Annotated in this window: 11 protein-coding genes; 7 read left to right on the top strand and 4 right to left on the bottom strand. The window is 38.6% G+C overall.

Going from position 1 to position 14287, the window contains the following annotated elements; all coding sequences use genetic code 11:
- The first annotated feature begins 3 nt into the window (after nucleotides 1-3).
- The 5 genes from CLI64_RS11585 (at nucleotide 4) to CLI64_RS11565 (ending at nucleotide 4931) form a co-directional block, all read left to right on the top strand.
- Complete coding sequence (locus CLI64_RS11585) at nucleotides 4-1095, top strand: PepSY domain-containing protein (protein ID WP_103137371.1); 1092 nt, start codon at nucleotides 4-6, stop codon at nucleotides 1093-1095.
- Nucleotides 1096-1126: 31 nt separating this feature from the next.
- Nucleotides 1127-2959, top strand: a complete 1833-nt coding sequence (locus tag CLI64_RS11580) for an ABC transporter ATP-binding protein (protein ID WP_103137370.1) — start codon at nucleotides 1127-1129, stop codon at nucleotides 2957-2959.
- A 137-nt stretch (nucleotides 2960-3096) separates the two neighbouring features.
- Complete coding sequence (locus CLI64_RS11575; protein WP_103137369.1) at nucleotides 3097-3702, top strand: VWA domain-containing protein; 606 nt, start codon at nucleotides 3097-3099, stop codon at nucleotides 3700-3702.
- Nucleotides 3703-3758: 56 nt separating this feature from the next.
- Nucleotides 3759-4364, top strand: coding sequence for a VWA domain-containing protein (locus tag CLI64_RS11570; RefSeq protein ID WP_103137368.1), 606 nt, complete (start codon nucleotides 3759-3761; stop codon nucleotides 4362-4364).
- Nucleotides 4365-4478: 114 nt separating this feature from the next.
- Nucleotides 4479-4931, top strand: coding sequence for a salt stress protein, Slr1339 family (locus CLI64_RS11565; RefSeq protein WP_103137367.1), 453 nt, complete (start codon nucleotides 4479-4481; stop codon nucleotides 4929-4931).
- 18 nt (nucleotides 4932-4949) lie between these two features.
- On the opposite strand, the gene CLI64_RS11560 is transcribed toward CLI64_RS11565, so the two are convergent.
- Both CLI64_RS11560 and CLI64_RS11555 read right to left on the bottom strand, forming a co-directional pair.
- Nucleotides 4950-5303, bottom strand: coding sequence for a helix-turn-helix domain-containing protein (locus CLI64_RS11560; RefSeq protein WP_103137366.1), 354 nt, complete (start codon nucleotides 5301-5303; stop codon nucleotides 4950-4952).
- 461 nt (nucleotides 5304-5764) lie between these two features.
- Nucleotides 5765-8539: a pentapeptide repeat-containing protein gene (locus tag CLI64_RS11555; RefSeq protein ID WP_103137365.1), complete on the bottom strand. Its 2775-nt coding sequence runs from the start codon at nucleotides 8537-8539 to the stop codon at nucleotides 5765-5767.
- A gap of 122 nt (nucleotides 8540-8661) precedes the next feature.
- Here CLI64_RS11555 and CLI64_RS11550 point away from each other — a divergent pair, with 122 nt between their 5' ends.
- The gene (locus CLI64_RS11550; protein ID WP_225977567.1) at nucleotides 8662-9792 is read left to right on the top strand and encodes a helix-turn-helix transcriptional regulator; all 1131 of its coding nucleotides are present in this window, start codon (nucleotides 8662-8664) and stop codon (nucleotides 9790-9792) included.
- Here the strand turns inward: CLI64_RS11550 and CLI64_RS11545 are convergent.
- Nucleotides 9789-11120, bottom strand: coding sequence for a DUF1822 family protein (locus tag CLI64_RS11545; protein ID WP_225977566.1), 1332 nt, complete (start codon nucleotides 11118-11120; stop codon nucleotides 9789-9791). The two genes, CLI64_RS11550 and CLI64_RS11545, sit on opposite strands and share 4 nt — an antisense overlap.
- A 141-nt stretch (nucleotides 11121-11261) precedes the next feature.
- On the bottom strand, nucleotides 11262-11903 hold the full coding sequence (locus CLI64_RS11540) for a sigma-70 family RNA polymerase sigma factor (RefSeq protein WP_103137363.1): 642 nt from the start codon (nucleotides 11901-11903) through the stop codon (nucleotides 11262-11264).
- A 329-nt stretch (nucleotides 11904-12232) separates the two neighbouring features.
- Between CLI64_RS11540 and CLI64_RS31930 the strand changes: the two genes are divergently transcribed.
- A complete protein-coding gene (locus CLI64_RS31930) occupies nucleotides 12233-13723 on the top strand; it encodes a calcium-binding protein (protein ID WP_103137362.1) in 1491 nt (496 codons plus the stop codon).
- Nucleotides 13724-14287: the final 564 nt, after the last annotated feature.

The following is a 14287-nucleotide window of genomic DNA, read 5'->3' as shown; positions in this document are numbered from 1 at the left end:
TTAATGCAACGCCCTATGGTTGCTATTCATCGAATTATTGGTATTATTGTCGGTGTGTTGATGATTGTTATCTGTGTGACAGGTAGCATTCTAGTTTTTGATAAAGAAATTAACCCTATACTACACCTGCAAACTCACCAAGTTGTACCCCAAAAAGAGAAAATTACACTACAACAGGTAGCTGCAATTATTCATCAACAATATCCCACCACTAAACTAGAATCTATTACCATTCCTCAAACTGTTAATCAGCCATTCCATGTGTTGATTAAATATCCCAACAAAATCAAATCAGATATTTATATCAACACTTATACAGGAGAATTACTAGGAATATATCCCCGTGATACACCCATGATCAAAATTGTCAGTCAATTACACACTCATTTACTAGCAGGTAAAGTGGGTGCTGTTATCGTTGGTGTATGCGGTGTATCGTTATTGATATTAACTGTGACTGGTTTAATTGTGTGGAATGGTTGGAAAAAATTCTCTATTGGATTTAAAATTCGTTGGCAAGCAAAATGGCGCATACTACAATATGACATCCACAAAGTAGCCGGAGTATTATCAGCAGTCTTTCTCGTCTTAATTGCTGTTAGCGGTAGTGTGATGGTATTTGATAAACCCATCAAAAGTTTAGCTTATTGGATGACAGGACAAACAAAAATTACACCGCCTATTTCTATCATATCAAATAATCACTCACAATTAACCCTAGACCAGTTTTTACAAACTGCTAAAAACGCACTTCCTCAAGGACAGCCAACAATTTTACATACCCCAAAAGATGAAAATGCTGCCGTCAGGATACGTTTTCGCTTACCTCACGAAATTACCCCAGAAGGAAAAAGTTTTGTATTTATCAATCAATATACTGGCGAAGTTATCAGCATTGATAACTTCTTTAACACCCCCAAAGTAGAACAACTAAAAGCCTGGATGGATGCGATACATACAGGTAATTACGGCGGACTAGCAACAATGGGACTATATATATTAATTGGTATCATCTCATCTGCATTATCCATCACTGGTTTTACCCTTTGGTGGGGACGCAACCACAAAACTAAACCTCAGCGTACATCCGCGTAAACCTCAGCTTACCTTTGCGTTTCAAAAAACCATGCAAGCCAACTTCATCCGCCAAATTGCTCAAAAAGACTCATCAGAATTTCAAGTAAATTTATCTGCAATATCACTCTACAAACGCTTTTTTACTTATGTCTGGAAACACAAAATTCAACTCATATTAGCTTCTAGTACAATTTTCTTCCTCTCATTTCTCCAAGTCATCATTCCCCAAATTACCCGCTATGTTATAGATGTAGTTATCCCCCAAAGAAAAATTGAATTACTCCCCTGGTTGGGTTTAGGGATTGCAGTGATTACCTTACTGATTGGGAGTTTAAATTTTGCTCGTAATTACATGATGTCTCTAGTGGGACAAAAAACCCTATTTGATATCAGAAATGAGTTATACAAGCATCTCCAAACTTTATCCCTCAGCTTTTTTGAAAATAAGCGTACAGGGGCATTAATGGCAATGGTAACAAAAGATGTGGATGCTTTAGAAAAACTAATTACCACAGATGTAGCCGAAATTATTGCCGAAATATTCACTTTTATAGTTATTGTTATTTATTTAATTTATGCCGACTGGCAACTTACCTTATTAATATTAATCACCTTACCGATAATGGTTTACATCGCACAGTTTTTTGGTAAACAGATGCGGGGAGCTTACCGAGAAGTACAAAAGCAAGGTGCAGAAATTAATAATCATCTACAAGAGACTTTAACTAATATTAAATTAATCAAAGCCTGCGCCAACGAAGGTTACGAAATCGACCGATTTTCTGAATATAATCAGCAAAATATGGATGCTAATATTCGGGCGGTGCGTTTGTGGTCTGGTTTTGCACCCGTGATAGATTTCATGAATAACTTGGGTTTTATTACCGTTCTTGCCTATGGTGCTTGGGAGGTAATTGGCGGACACATGACAATAGGTGATTTAACAGCGTTTTTAGCTTATTTAAATCATCTCAATCAACCAGCGAAACGGTTTAGTAAAGTCATGCACGTTATTCAAAAAGGTGCAACAGCACTAGAGAGGATTTATGAAGTGTTGGACACCCAGCCAGAAGTAAAAGAAAAACCAGATGCGATCGCACTGCCCCCAATTCAAGGTAACATCCGTTGGCAGGGTGTAGAATTTGCCTATAATTCCGGTCAACAGGTGATTCATCACTTTAATTTAGATATCCAACCGGGAATGACTGTGGCGTTAGTTGGTGCTTCCGGCGCGGGGAAAAGTACCATAGCCAATTTAGCCGCCCGTTTTTATGACCCCCAACAAGGCACAATTCTCATAGATGGTATAGATATCCGCGATGTCACTTTACAATCATTACGCAGTCAGATGGGGATTGTATCTCAGGAAACTTTACTTTTACATGGAAGCATTAAAGACAATATTGCTTATGGTAAACCTGGGGTGACAAATGCAGATATTGAGTCAGCAGCCAAAATTGCCCATGCTCATCAATTCATTATCAACTTACCCCAAGGGTATGACACTGTAATTGGGGAACGGGGGATGAAACTATCGGGAGGACAAAGACAAAGACTAGCGATCGCCAGAGCCTTGATTAAAAACCCCCAATTCCTTATACTTGACGAAGCTACTTCTGCCCTTGATACAGAGTCAGAACAATTAATTCAACAAGCACTACAACAACTCCTCAAACATCGTACTTGCTTGGTGATTGCTCATCGACTTTCAACCATTCAAAATGCAGACTTAATCGTAGTCATAGAACAAGGACGCATTCAAGAAACTGGCACGCATAATAAATTGCTTGCTCAAGGCGGTAGATATGCTGATCTACACGCTAGGCAATTTCCCCAAAAACTATCACTGCAATCAGCAATGACGCAACTGGCAGATATTTGAAAGCATTTGAGCCGTCTAGCACACCCCATAAGACATATGTGTAATTTCTAATTAATACGAAAGCTTAAAAAGCCTGTCAGTACGTAAGAGACCTAGACTAGACTTATAACGACAGGATACTAAATTGAAGGAAAATTATGATGAGCGATCGCGACTACACACTAATCATCGACAAAAGCGGCAGTATGTCTACCCCTGACCAAGCCGGTGGTAGAAGCAGATGGGAAATTGCCCAAGAATCAACTATCGCTTTAGCTAGAAAGTGCGAACAGTTTGACCCAGATGGCATCACTGTATATGTTTTCTCTGGTAGGTTTAAACGCTATGAAGGCGTTACCACCGCTAAAGTCTCCCAAATATTTCAAGAAAATGACCCAGCCGGAACAACCAATTTAGCAGGTGTCCTTCTGGATGCAACCACTAATTACTTTCAACGCAAAGCCGCCGGTAAAACTAAACCTAATGGTGAAACCATCTTAGTGATCACCGATGGCGAACCAGACGATCGCAAAGCCGTCTTTGAAGTTATTATTAGTGCTACACGCCAAATGGAACGTGATGAAGAATTAGCTATTTCCATGATTCAAGTCGGTTCAGACCCCCAAGCTACAAAATTTCTCAAAGCATTAGATGACCAATTACAAGGCGTAGGGGCTAAATTCGATATTTGCGATACTGTCACCTTAGATGATTTAGAAGAGATGAGTCTTGCAGATGTGTTAATGAATGCAATTACTGATTAGTCTTTGGTCATTAGTCATTAGTCATTAGTTGTTAATTATGAGTTGAAATAAAGATTATGCTAGACAATCGCGATTACACTCTCATTATTGACAAAAGTGGTAGCATGGCTACTCCCGATCAAAAGGGTGGTAGAAATAGGTGGGTTACAGCTCAAGAATCTACTCTAGCTTTAGCCAGTAAGTGCGAACAATTTGACCCAGATGGCATTACTGTATATGTCTTTTCTGGCAGGTTTAAGCGTTATGAAAACGTTACGGCTGCTAGAGTAGCGCAAATATTTATGGAAAATGATCCTGCGGGAACGACTGATTTAGCAGGAGTTTTAAAACACGCCACAGATGATTATTTTCAACGTAAAGCATCTGGTCAAACCAAAGCCAATGGTGAAACAATTTTAGTTGTGACTGACGGCGAACCAGATGATCGCAAAGCAGTAATGAAGGTCATTATTGAAGCTTCCCGACGGATGGATAGAGATGAAGAATTAGCCATTTCCTTCATTCAAGTCGGTCAAGACCCCCAAGCATCTCGCTTCCTCAAAATTTTGGACGATGAATTACAAAGTGCTGGCGCAAAATTTGATATTTGCGACACCATTACAATGGAAGATATGGAAGATATGAGCCTGTCAGAAGTGCTATTAAATGCAATTACTGACTAAGAAGTAAGGGTGTAGGGGTCTAGGGGTGTAAGGGTATAGGGGTTTAAGGTTTTACGTGAAGAAATCTTGACTGTTGACTAATGACTAATGACTAACAACTAATAACTAATAATTATGGACTCTATTGATAAATTGTTAGAGCAAATTAAAGCGGAATACAGTGGTGAAAAATCACAACAGACGCAATCACCACAACCTAATTTAGATATACCGTCTACGAATTTACCGATAAATTTGCCTATAAATTCAGCAAACTCTCTCTTAGATGATCTTTTAGGAGATACCAATAAACCAGATTCTTTTATAGATAATATTTTAGAAGAAGTTAAAGCTGATATTGAAGCCCAAGCCCAAGCTGAGGAACTGAAAAAGCAACAAGAACTAGAACAAGAAAGAATCAAACAAGAAAAAATTAAAGCTCAACAAAAAGCCGCTTTGAAAAAACAAGCACAAGATTGGCTAGCGAAATTAGATCCTCTATCTGTTGAAGGACTTTGGTTTGAAAGATTCGCTGAAAGTTATCCTTCCAAGCTAGAAGCAGCAATTGAGTATCTCAAGTCTAATTAAATTAATATTCCCAATGCCCTATTCCTCATTCCCCATTCCCTTCTTTTGATAAAAATGCTTAACAGCCCACTCGTGCATTGCATAGAGAATTGGTTGTAAACTTAATCCTAAAGGTGTTAAAGAATACTCTACCTTTGGGGGGATTTGAGCATATACTTCTCGATGTATTATTCCGTCCTCTTCTAATTCTCGTAATTGTTGAGTGAGCATTTTCTGTGTAATTCCTGGTAGAGAACGCTGCAACTCACCGAACCTTTTCATCCCTGATAAAAGTTCTCTAATAATCAAAACCTTCCAGCGTCCGCCAATGACTTTTAAAGTAGTTTCTACTTCACAAGTGAGCCTTTCATAGTTTTCTGCGTCAGCTTTCATAGTTCATTATTTAGTAATTACGTAGCCTTTTAGTGCGTACTTGCTCCTTGCCAACTCAAGCGAGGTACAGCTGTACATTCACACATTAAATGTCGTTTCTTGAATAATGTACAACAACTGTACAATAAAGCCAGCAGTCGGATTTGAACCGACGACCTTCCGATTACAAGTCGGAGAGAATGAAAGGCAAAAAGCAGAATCCATCAAGTGGGAGGGAATTAGTAAAAATCATAGTGCTAATTTTGAGCTAATTGGTTCTTGGAAAATTTTTTCGTCGTGTGACGCTGCACGAACGCCTCTACCGTACTCTGTGTCTTCGTTTTGAGGTTTTGACATCCCTATACTACCGCGATAGTGACACAACAGGGATAAGCTTGATAGGAGGTAGGTTGTCAAACTGGGGTTTGTTTACCAATAGAAACGACCTAACTAGTATAGTAAAATAACTAAAAAATAATTGCTTAAAAATGCCATTTAAAAGGAATTTCTGCTGGGTTTTGGCAGATTATAGGCAGCCAACTTGCAAAAGGAAACTCATCCTCCAAACCTTGTAGTTTCAAACGTGCCTCACGTACTGATTGATATAAAGGTTTACTACTAGAAAATTCTGCAAGGAAATTCTTCAAAAACTCCTGTGCTACTTTGTCAGGTACTGGTTCGCGCATAACAATCATTTGCGGAATATGTAAATCCGCTAAATTAGTAGCTAATCCCAAACCATCGCAGGAGTTAAAAATTGCTAATTGTAAACCTCGTTCAATAGCTTTCGTCAAAGCATTTTTTAACTCGGCAATAGTTAAACTATCAGAGTCATTGATGTGAAAATGACCAATTTCTCGTTCAGCTTGAGTAAAGCTGTGACCAGCAAAAAATAAAATATCCCAAGGTTGCATCCAAAGTTCATCATTGAGCATCAGGCGTTGTGGTTCTACTAAAAACTTGATTTCTGCATGAGGTAATTGTTCAAGTAAAACTTTGTCTTGTTGAATATTAATACCAGTGCTATCTCCCAATACCGCTAATATGCTGACATGGGGTTTTGAGGAAATAGACTTTTCTTTTCTCTCATAAGTAGTTGAAGAAAGAGCCATTTCAGCATGAGGATAGCGTTCAAAAAAATCCCAAATCTGCAAGGGTATCCGCCGTAACTGGCTATCTTCTGTTTGTAGAAGTATCCGAATAGATTCTGACGGATCTAGTTTTTCTAGGAGTTGCTCTTTAATAGGACGAAATAGTTCTGAGTTTAACCATAAATTTACTTGTTTTTTCAAATTATCTGCTAATTTATCGCATTCTTTAAATAATTCTCGCCGACTAATATTGGTAACTTGTGTTTCTGGAAACTTGATTCGCAAACTTCCTTGTAAGCTATGGAAATATGCAGCTTGCCATTTATAGTATGCTAAAACTAATTCGGAGGCTGACGGTAATTGTGCATGAGATTCAAAATATGGGCGATCGCCTTCTCTACTAATTTGTACTATAACTGGGAATCCTGTACTTAAATCCCCTTGACCCAATTTTAAAATTACTAGCTTTTCCTGGGTGGATTTCTTGGCGGTGGGAGCTATAATTTGAATTAATTCTTTTAAATCCGCTTGATGTTGGCGATAAAGACTAATTTGTTCATCTTTACTTTTTAATTCGGCTTGATATCTTGCTTCTATCTGCTGGAGAGCTAATTCATAATTGTGAGTAACTGAAGCGTGGATTTTCGCTTTATCTGTCGATTCTGGTACATCTACGCGTACGATTACCACACCGTCACCCTGATTTTCAATACTTTTAATAGCTAAAGGAATACCTTCATTCTCTATTTTTACTTTCGACAAAGCCGCAGATAAAGCTTCTAAATCTAACCCATTACGAAAAATCAAATCAACAGTATTGATAACTACTCGAAAGAGTTTAGTAAATTCTCCAGCAGCAAATTCTCCACTACTGGGACGACGTTCTTGTTGGTTATTTAAAAGATAAACGTATTGACAAATTACCCCATCAAGTTGAGTTGTACTGTCAATATTCCATGCTTCTAAACAAGCTGCTGTTAAAGTCGCTTGGTGAAAGTTTGTACCTAATGCTTGAGTTTTCGTCAGATTTGCACCTTCTAAATTAGCACAGTCTAAAGTAGAGTTACTCATATCTACTTCGCTTAAATCAGCATAACTCAGGTCAGCATAATCTAGATTAATACCTTTGAGGTTACAGCCGATATAAGATTTATTAGTACCTCTTTTAGTAACAGCTAAATCTTGAACTATTGGATTGACTAAAATAGTGTTATCTACTCTGGCTAAAGAAAGATAATTCGCTAAATGAAAATTAGTACGAATGAGTTTGGCGTTGCTAAAGTTAACATTTTTTAGCTTGGCAGAAGTAAAATCAGCATCAGTTAAGTCTGCTTGATGAAAGCTTGTTCCACCGATGCTAGAGACAGCAATAGCTAGTTTTCTTATCCAGACAAACTTTTCATCCCCAGCACGGACTCGCCAACTGATATAACTCACGAATAATATTACAGCAACACTACCAACTGTAGCTGCGATCGCAGCTTCTTGAACTGCTTGCACTTTTAAGTTTGGCAGCCTGTTAGTTCCTGACAATACTTTAGCAACTTCAACACCAATTATCGTACCAGTTATAGCTCCAATAATACTATCTATAAATATGAGAAATAGAGCCACAATAGCTATATTCATCCCGGCAATTTGTTCAGTTACTGTCACTAGAAATACCATAATTACTAACATGACATAAATAATCAATGTAGTGACGGTAACACCGACTATTCCAGAGGGAATACCGACAATTTCACCGGTCATGATTCCCAATACAAAACCACAGATTATAGCAGCGCAAGCAACAGCAAAAAACGCAGGTGATAAACCTTTATAAGTAGTAGTAATAGCAAAAACTATAAAAATACTTAAAACTACAATAGTAGCAAAAAAATTGTCTGGACTAATTGAGTATGGAAAAAGTAAATAACCCGTAAATACTGGTGCAAATCCTGACACTAATCCTAAAATTATATTTATTAATAATGTTACCAAGACTAATCCCAAGAATTGCTTTTTAGGTAATCCAGCTTTGACATTTTGAAAATTCGCATTTTTCAGAATAGCATTAGTAAAATTTGCTCCGCGAATGTCAGAGTTACTAAAGTCTACACCTGTCAGATTTTGACCCCTAAAGTCACAACCTTGAAGATTTTTGCCAGAAAAGTTAGGAAACATTTGTGAGTAGGATCATGTTTAGGAAGAATACTGAATAGTAGAATGACAAAATATTTTTACGAAAACAATACGGCGATCGCCGTAGTGAATTGTAAAATAGTTAATTTTTACTGATAAACACTGTGAAAATTTTGTCAGACAATGATTTGCAGCAAATTATCTTGTTTTTGCGCTCGGTTTATGCTTCTTGCAGTATTGATAGATTGCCTATACAAATACTCACGGCTTTACCAAAGTTAGTAGGTGCAGAAACATTCGCAATAACTAGTTTCATCATCCGAGGTACACCATTCTTACCCCGGATGTATACCTTCCCCCATCCTGAAGTCGGTATGGCGGCGGAATCATTTACATCTCAACGTCAAAATTTTTTGACTCATCCAGTTTCACAATATTATTTCCAAACACTGGATAGACAAGCACTGGCAATTTCCGATTTTTTGAGTGAGTCAGAATTTCAACGCAGAGAAGCTTTTTATGCTTTTTTTCAGTCCTTTGGCTTGGAAGATCAAATGGGGATTCACTTTGAGATTCCCTATATAGCGAATGCTGATCGGTTTCATCAAGGACAAAATCACTTAATGTTATCAATCTGCCGCGATCGCCGAAACTTCAATGAGCGCGATCGCTTGATTCTAAATTTAATTCGTCCACACTTAGAACAAGCATACCAGAACATTGCTACATTGGCTCAAGTACAAGAGCAACTTATCGATACCAATCAGGCTATCGATCAAGTAGGGTTAATTGCTTTATCTATTGACGGTCAAATAGAATTGATCACCCAAAAGGCAGCAAAATTACTAGCTAAATATTGTCCACTATCGAAGCTGTCAAATGCACTACCTGATATCCTGCAACGATGGGTAAATCAGCAACTATCTATACTAATACAATCAAACGAAATTTTTTCTCCTTTGCACCCTCTTTATCTGGAACATAATGGTAGTCGATTGACAGTGACACTAAATTATCATGCGACACTCGAACGAGTTTACCTAATGTTGGTAGAGATTCAGCCTCATAGTTTTTCACTCACATCTTTAGAAATGCTGGGATTAACGAAGCGGGAAGCAGAAGTGCTATTTTGGATAGCGAGGGATTGCACGACGCATGAAATTGCAACACAGTTGGCAATCAGTCATCGTACAGTTAAGAAACATTTGGAGAATGTTTATCATAAATTTGGCGTTCAAACTCGCCTTGGTGCAGTCATGTACGCATTCCAGAAATTAGGTATTGTCAATTTTTAAATCACAAAGTTTTCACTAAAATTAGTATTTCCTAAGCTAATTTGTACACTAAATCTTTCTCCCACTTCACCACTAAATTTCAGTTGGATACAAACATCTGCACGTCTAGCGGTGACTTCACGCCATATTTCTCCAGAATCATCTTGCAATATTAGTTTTAAATCTGGTGGTAAATAATCATCATTACCTGTAGGATAAACTTGCAAAAGTACACTAACATCACCATCAATTTTTTGTAAAAAAGCTACAGCCAAAGCTACTGTCTTACTTGCAATCTCCATACCTAAATCAATCAATTTCATTCTCTTGACACCAGCAGCAGGGTTTTCTGGGTCAATTTTTCGTAAACTTTCTACAGCTATCCACAGCAGTTCATCATCGGAAGTGCTTCGCAACAGATTTACCAAAGCTTGAATTGCTTCAGAATTACCGACAGCAATTTCTCCTAACTGCTTAATTGCACTTTGGCGTTGTGTTTCGTCATTCACAAATGATAATTGCTGAATGAGTGATGCAATTTCATCGGGGTTTGATGGAAAGTTTTGCAAGTTACCTGATGAACTGCGCGTTGCTAGAGCTAAGTTTGGTAATGTAGAAACAGCCTGCCATTCTGTTGCAAAAATATGTTGTACCCACTGACTAAGAATAGTAGGGGTTTTATTCAAGAACTTAGATAGTAAATTATTTTGACTTAACTCAAATTCTGCTAACTCTTGCTCTATTTGTAATTGCTCTTTCAAAATTTGACTGGTCAGTTCTACACCTTTAAGATAAGTGTGGTAAACTGCTACTGGTATTGTTAAAATATCACTCCAAGCTGCTTCTCGTTGGTGAAAGAGGGATATTTCAGAACTTTTTAAAGCTTCATTCGCGCCTAAAATTAACCCCAATTGCTCCAGATAATTAGTTTCTGGCTGCTGATTAGCTAAACCATGAAAATAATCTCCTAAACTTAGTAAGCTGTCATAAATATCACGAGATAACCGCTTGCCAATTGGCTGCAATAAATTATCCACAAGCATCGGTTGTATGTGCCAGGTTTCAGCTAATAAATCTTGTGTTGAACCAGAAATATCTGCGGGTATAAGTACATCAACATTGGAGATAAAATTGGTTTCCGCAGATAATACCATTACAGAAACAATCTCTGCTTCTGGTTCAGTCACAATCATCACATAGCGGGGTGGAGTTTTTCCTTGTAAAAAGCTTTGAGCCTGGCTGGAGTAGAGTTGATGTGACTCATTTGGATAAAATTCCCCATAATATCGTATCTGACGGCTTAATTCCCAGATTTGTCCAGGTTGCGGTGATGCTAAAGGTTTTCGCATATTAGCAGATTTAGATTTTTCACATTCTCTACGCATAGTTTGACATTGCCCAATATAGAAGGAGCGTTAATTGTGTTAACAAGTGAGCAGATTATTCTATGCCAACAAATAATAAATTTATTCAAAGAGTTAACAAAAGGCTTACCATGTAGCTTTGGAACGTCTACGAGTATGTTTGAGTTGAGTATTTTGTTGTGTATGTTTAACAGCTTCGGCTTCCAGTAACCCTAATTCTATAGCGACACGCCCGACTAATTCCTTCCAACGCTTGGAAACTTCTCCTTGACTAATTCCCAATGCAGACGCTTGTTGGGTTTGGGTTTTGCCTGCAACCATAAGCTGCCATAATTGCAGATAACCGCGATCGCTATAATGCGAATCTAGATCAATAATGGCTTGTTTTGCCCTGCTCATTAAATCTGCACGGGTGACAGCATCCCACAAGTTAGATTCATCAGGAATTGTTTCTACCCAAGATAAATCTGTGCCAAAAATGTTTGCATCTAGGCTGTGGTGGTTACGCAAACGTTCTTTTTTGACAAAGTTAATAATTTCATATCGCGCCACCACTGTAGCCCAACGCTGAAACTCTGCAACTCCCCCCTGATGAAACTTCCCAGCTTTCACAGCTTCGTAAACTTTCATCATAGCAGTTTGTGCTGCATCTTCCCACGATACCGAACTGCCTCTAGTATATTTACGAGCAATCTTGGTAATTAGCTCTTGATGCTTGGCATCAATTATTAGAGGTGTAAGCGATTCTGCTACTGGTTGTGACTGCATGAGTATATTATCTCAACCCCCAACTATGTAACCAAAATGTATTGTAAGATAATACATTTATTCCCTGCTGTACCTGTGCCAGATTTACCTGGTATTTTTCAGGTTAAAAACACTTGCTATATAGATGTGAGTATTGAATTTTATGCACTCACTGGGGAATGAATGGGTGCCAAAGTTCTATTAGTCAGGTTTTGATGACTTTTTTCATGCCAGGTAAAAATTTTTGAGCAAGTTTCGGAATATTTTGCTTGTCTCATCTGTTGTTGAAACTGAGAGCGAAAAAAATTAGCTCTAATAACTTCAGAATCATCAAATGTGAGGAAAAAGCAATGCCTAACTACTGGTATGGAACTTCCGGCTCTGACTATAAAGTTGGTAGAGACCCTGAAAACTTCGGTTTTATTAGCATTAATGATGGCAGAGATATTTTCTATGGTTACGGAGGGAATGATACCCTGTTTGGACGTAATGGTGATGACTCCCTTTATGGAGGCGACGGTGATGATCTACTTTTTGGAGAAGGAGACAACGACTATCTAGACGGGGGTAATGGAAACGATATTCTTGATGGTGGCACAGGACAAGATGAAATGAGGGGAGGCGCGGGCAACGACACTTATTATGTTGACAATAGTGGGGATTTAGTCGTTGAATTTGCCGGAGGAGGAACTGATTTGGTCTACTCTTCGATTACCTACACCTTACCTGCTCATGTGGAAAATTTAGTGCTAACTGGGACAGAAGCACTGATTGGAAGGGGAAATGAGTTGGCAAATCAGATTAGAGGAAACTCAGCTAGAAACTTTCTTTATGGAGGCAACGGAGATGATTGGCTATTTGGAGAAGGAGGCAACGATTACTTAGACGGGGGTAGTGGAAACGATATTCTTGATGGTGGCACAGGACAAGATGAAATGAGAGGAGGCCTAGGCAACGACACTTATTATGTTGATAATAGTGGGGATTTGGTCGTTGAATTTGCCGGACAAGGATTTGATCGGGTCTTCTCTTCGATTACCTATACCTTACCTGCTCATGTGGAAGAATTAGAGCTAACTGGGACAGCGCGAATTAATGGAACTGGCAATGAGTTGGCGAACAACATTCTAGGAAACTCAGCTAACAATTTTCTTTATGGTCGTGCTGGAAACGATTACTTACATGGAGGGGGTGGAGATGATTGGCTATTTGGCGAAGAAGGTAGAGATAGTCTTTTGGGAGGTTCTGGTCAAGATATTCTCTTTGGGGGTCAAGACAATGATGCTCTTTATGGAGGCGATGGTGATGATACTCTGTATGGCGGCGATTTCTCCTCACTCTTCGCTCCTGACTCAGATACGGGCCACGATTATTTAGCCGGTGGCAACGGAAATGATTCTCTCTTCGGTGGTCAAGGTAATGATTTGCTTATGGGAGAGGACGGCAATGATATTTTAACAGGAGGGACAGGGGCGGATGAGTTTTTCTTTGGTAGCTTCTTTGGGCAATTCCGAGCTTCAGAACTAGGAATAGATACTATTACTGATTTTAGCCGGAGCGAAGGAGATAAGATTGGCCTGGGCAAAAGAACCTTCACTGCCTTAAGAAGTATTGCGGGTACAGGCTTTAGCATAGGTAGCGAATTTGCGCGTGTCAACAGCGATACTGCTGCTGCACTAAGCAGTGCCTTTATTGTTTACAACTCCTCTAACGGTAAACTTTTTTACAACCCCAACGGCAGTGCCTCTGGCTTTGCGGCAACGCTTGATGCAGGTGGACATTTTGCAACCCTGACAGGCAACCCTTCTCTGATTGCTTCTGATTTCTCCCTCTACGCATAGGAGAATTGATACTCTGTTCTACAGAGTTATTAAGTCAAAATGGCCATTTATTAGCAAGGCCGCTTGGAGAAGTTTAACGTTAATAGTTTGCAAGACTTAATGCTCCAAAAAGTTGGAAAATCGAGTTAGATAAGTTTGGATTTAACCAACCTTTTGATTTGAAACCAAATCAAGAAATCTTAATGACTATCAAGATAACGCCCCAAAAATCTGCAACTATCCAAGACGTGATCATAACCCAAGAACGGATAGACCAAAAACGACTTATGGGGGGCATAACTTATCAATTTAGAACATTGGATTAACAAGGTAATTACGGTAAATTAATTTCGGACATCAAAGCGTTATTCACAAGAATTTGATGTCCTTTTTTATGCTCTATAAAAAAATACTAGTAAATTTTATAATATTTTGTCTGATTCATTTTTATCTGAAGTGGCTTTTCTTCTAGTAAATCTGATTCCAGTTCTTTTGATATTGTTTCTATCTCAGATGGTGCTAGAGATTGCCGATAGCATAAGCATGGCGAAGATCATAAGTCGGGAAACTAACGTCATATCTTTT

Origin of the sequence: Nostoc sp. CENA543, assembly GCF_002896875.1 — a bacterium.
Taxonomy (GTDB): domain Bacteria; phylum Cyanobacteriota; class Cyanobacteriia; order Cyanobacteriales; family Nostocaceae; genus Trichormus.
Note: the sequence above shows the minus strand (reverse complement) of the source record. Positions and strands in the feature narration are given on the sequence as shown.

What these genes read in the sequence shown, in the direction of transcription:
- CLI64_RS11585 (WP_103137371.1), top strand. Translation starts at nt 4, where the DNA reads ATGCAACGCCCTATGGTTGCTATTCATCGAATTATTGGTATTATTGTC.
- CLI64_RS11580 (WP_103137370.1), top strand. Translation starts at nt 1,127, where the DNA reads ATGCAAGCCAACTTCATCCGCCAAATTGCTCAAAAAGACTCATCAGAA.
- CLI64_RS11575 (WP_103137369.1), top strand. Translation starts at nt 3,097, where the DNA reads ATGATGAGCGATCGCGACTACACACTAATCATCGACAAAAGCGGCAGT.
- CLI64_RS11570 (WP_103137368.1), top strand. Translation starts at nt 3,759, where the DNA reads ATGCTAGACAATCGCGATTACACTCTCATTATTGACAAAAGTGGTAGC.
- CLI64_RS11565 (WP_103137367.1), top strand. Translation starts at nt 4,479, where the DNA reads ATGGACTCTATTGATAAATTGTTAGAGCAAATTAAAGCGGAATACAGT.
- CLI64_RS11560 (WP_103137366.1), bottom strand. Translation starts at nt 5,303, where the DNA reads ATGAAAGCTGACGCAGAAAACTATGAAAGGCTCACTTGTGAAGTAGAA.
- CLI64_RS11555 (WP_103137365.1), bottom strand. Translation starts at nt 8,539, where the DNA reads ATGTTTCCTAACTTTTCTGGCAAAAATCTTCAAGGTTGTGACTTTAGG.
- CLI64_RS11545 (WP_225977566.1), bottom strand. Translation starts at nt 11,120, where the DNA reads ATGCGAAAACCTTTAGCATCACCGCAACCTGGACAAATCTGGGAATTA.
- CLI64_RS11540 (WP_103137363.1), bottom strand. Translation starts at nt 11,903, where the DNA reads ATGCAGTCACAACCAGTAGCAGAATCGCTTACACCTCTAATAATTGAT.
- CLI64_RS31930 (WP_103137362.1), top strand. Translation starts at nt 12,233, where the DNA reads ATGCCTAACTACTGGTATGGAACTTCCGGCTCTGACTATAAAGTTGGT.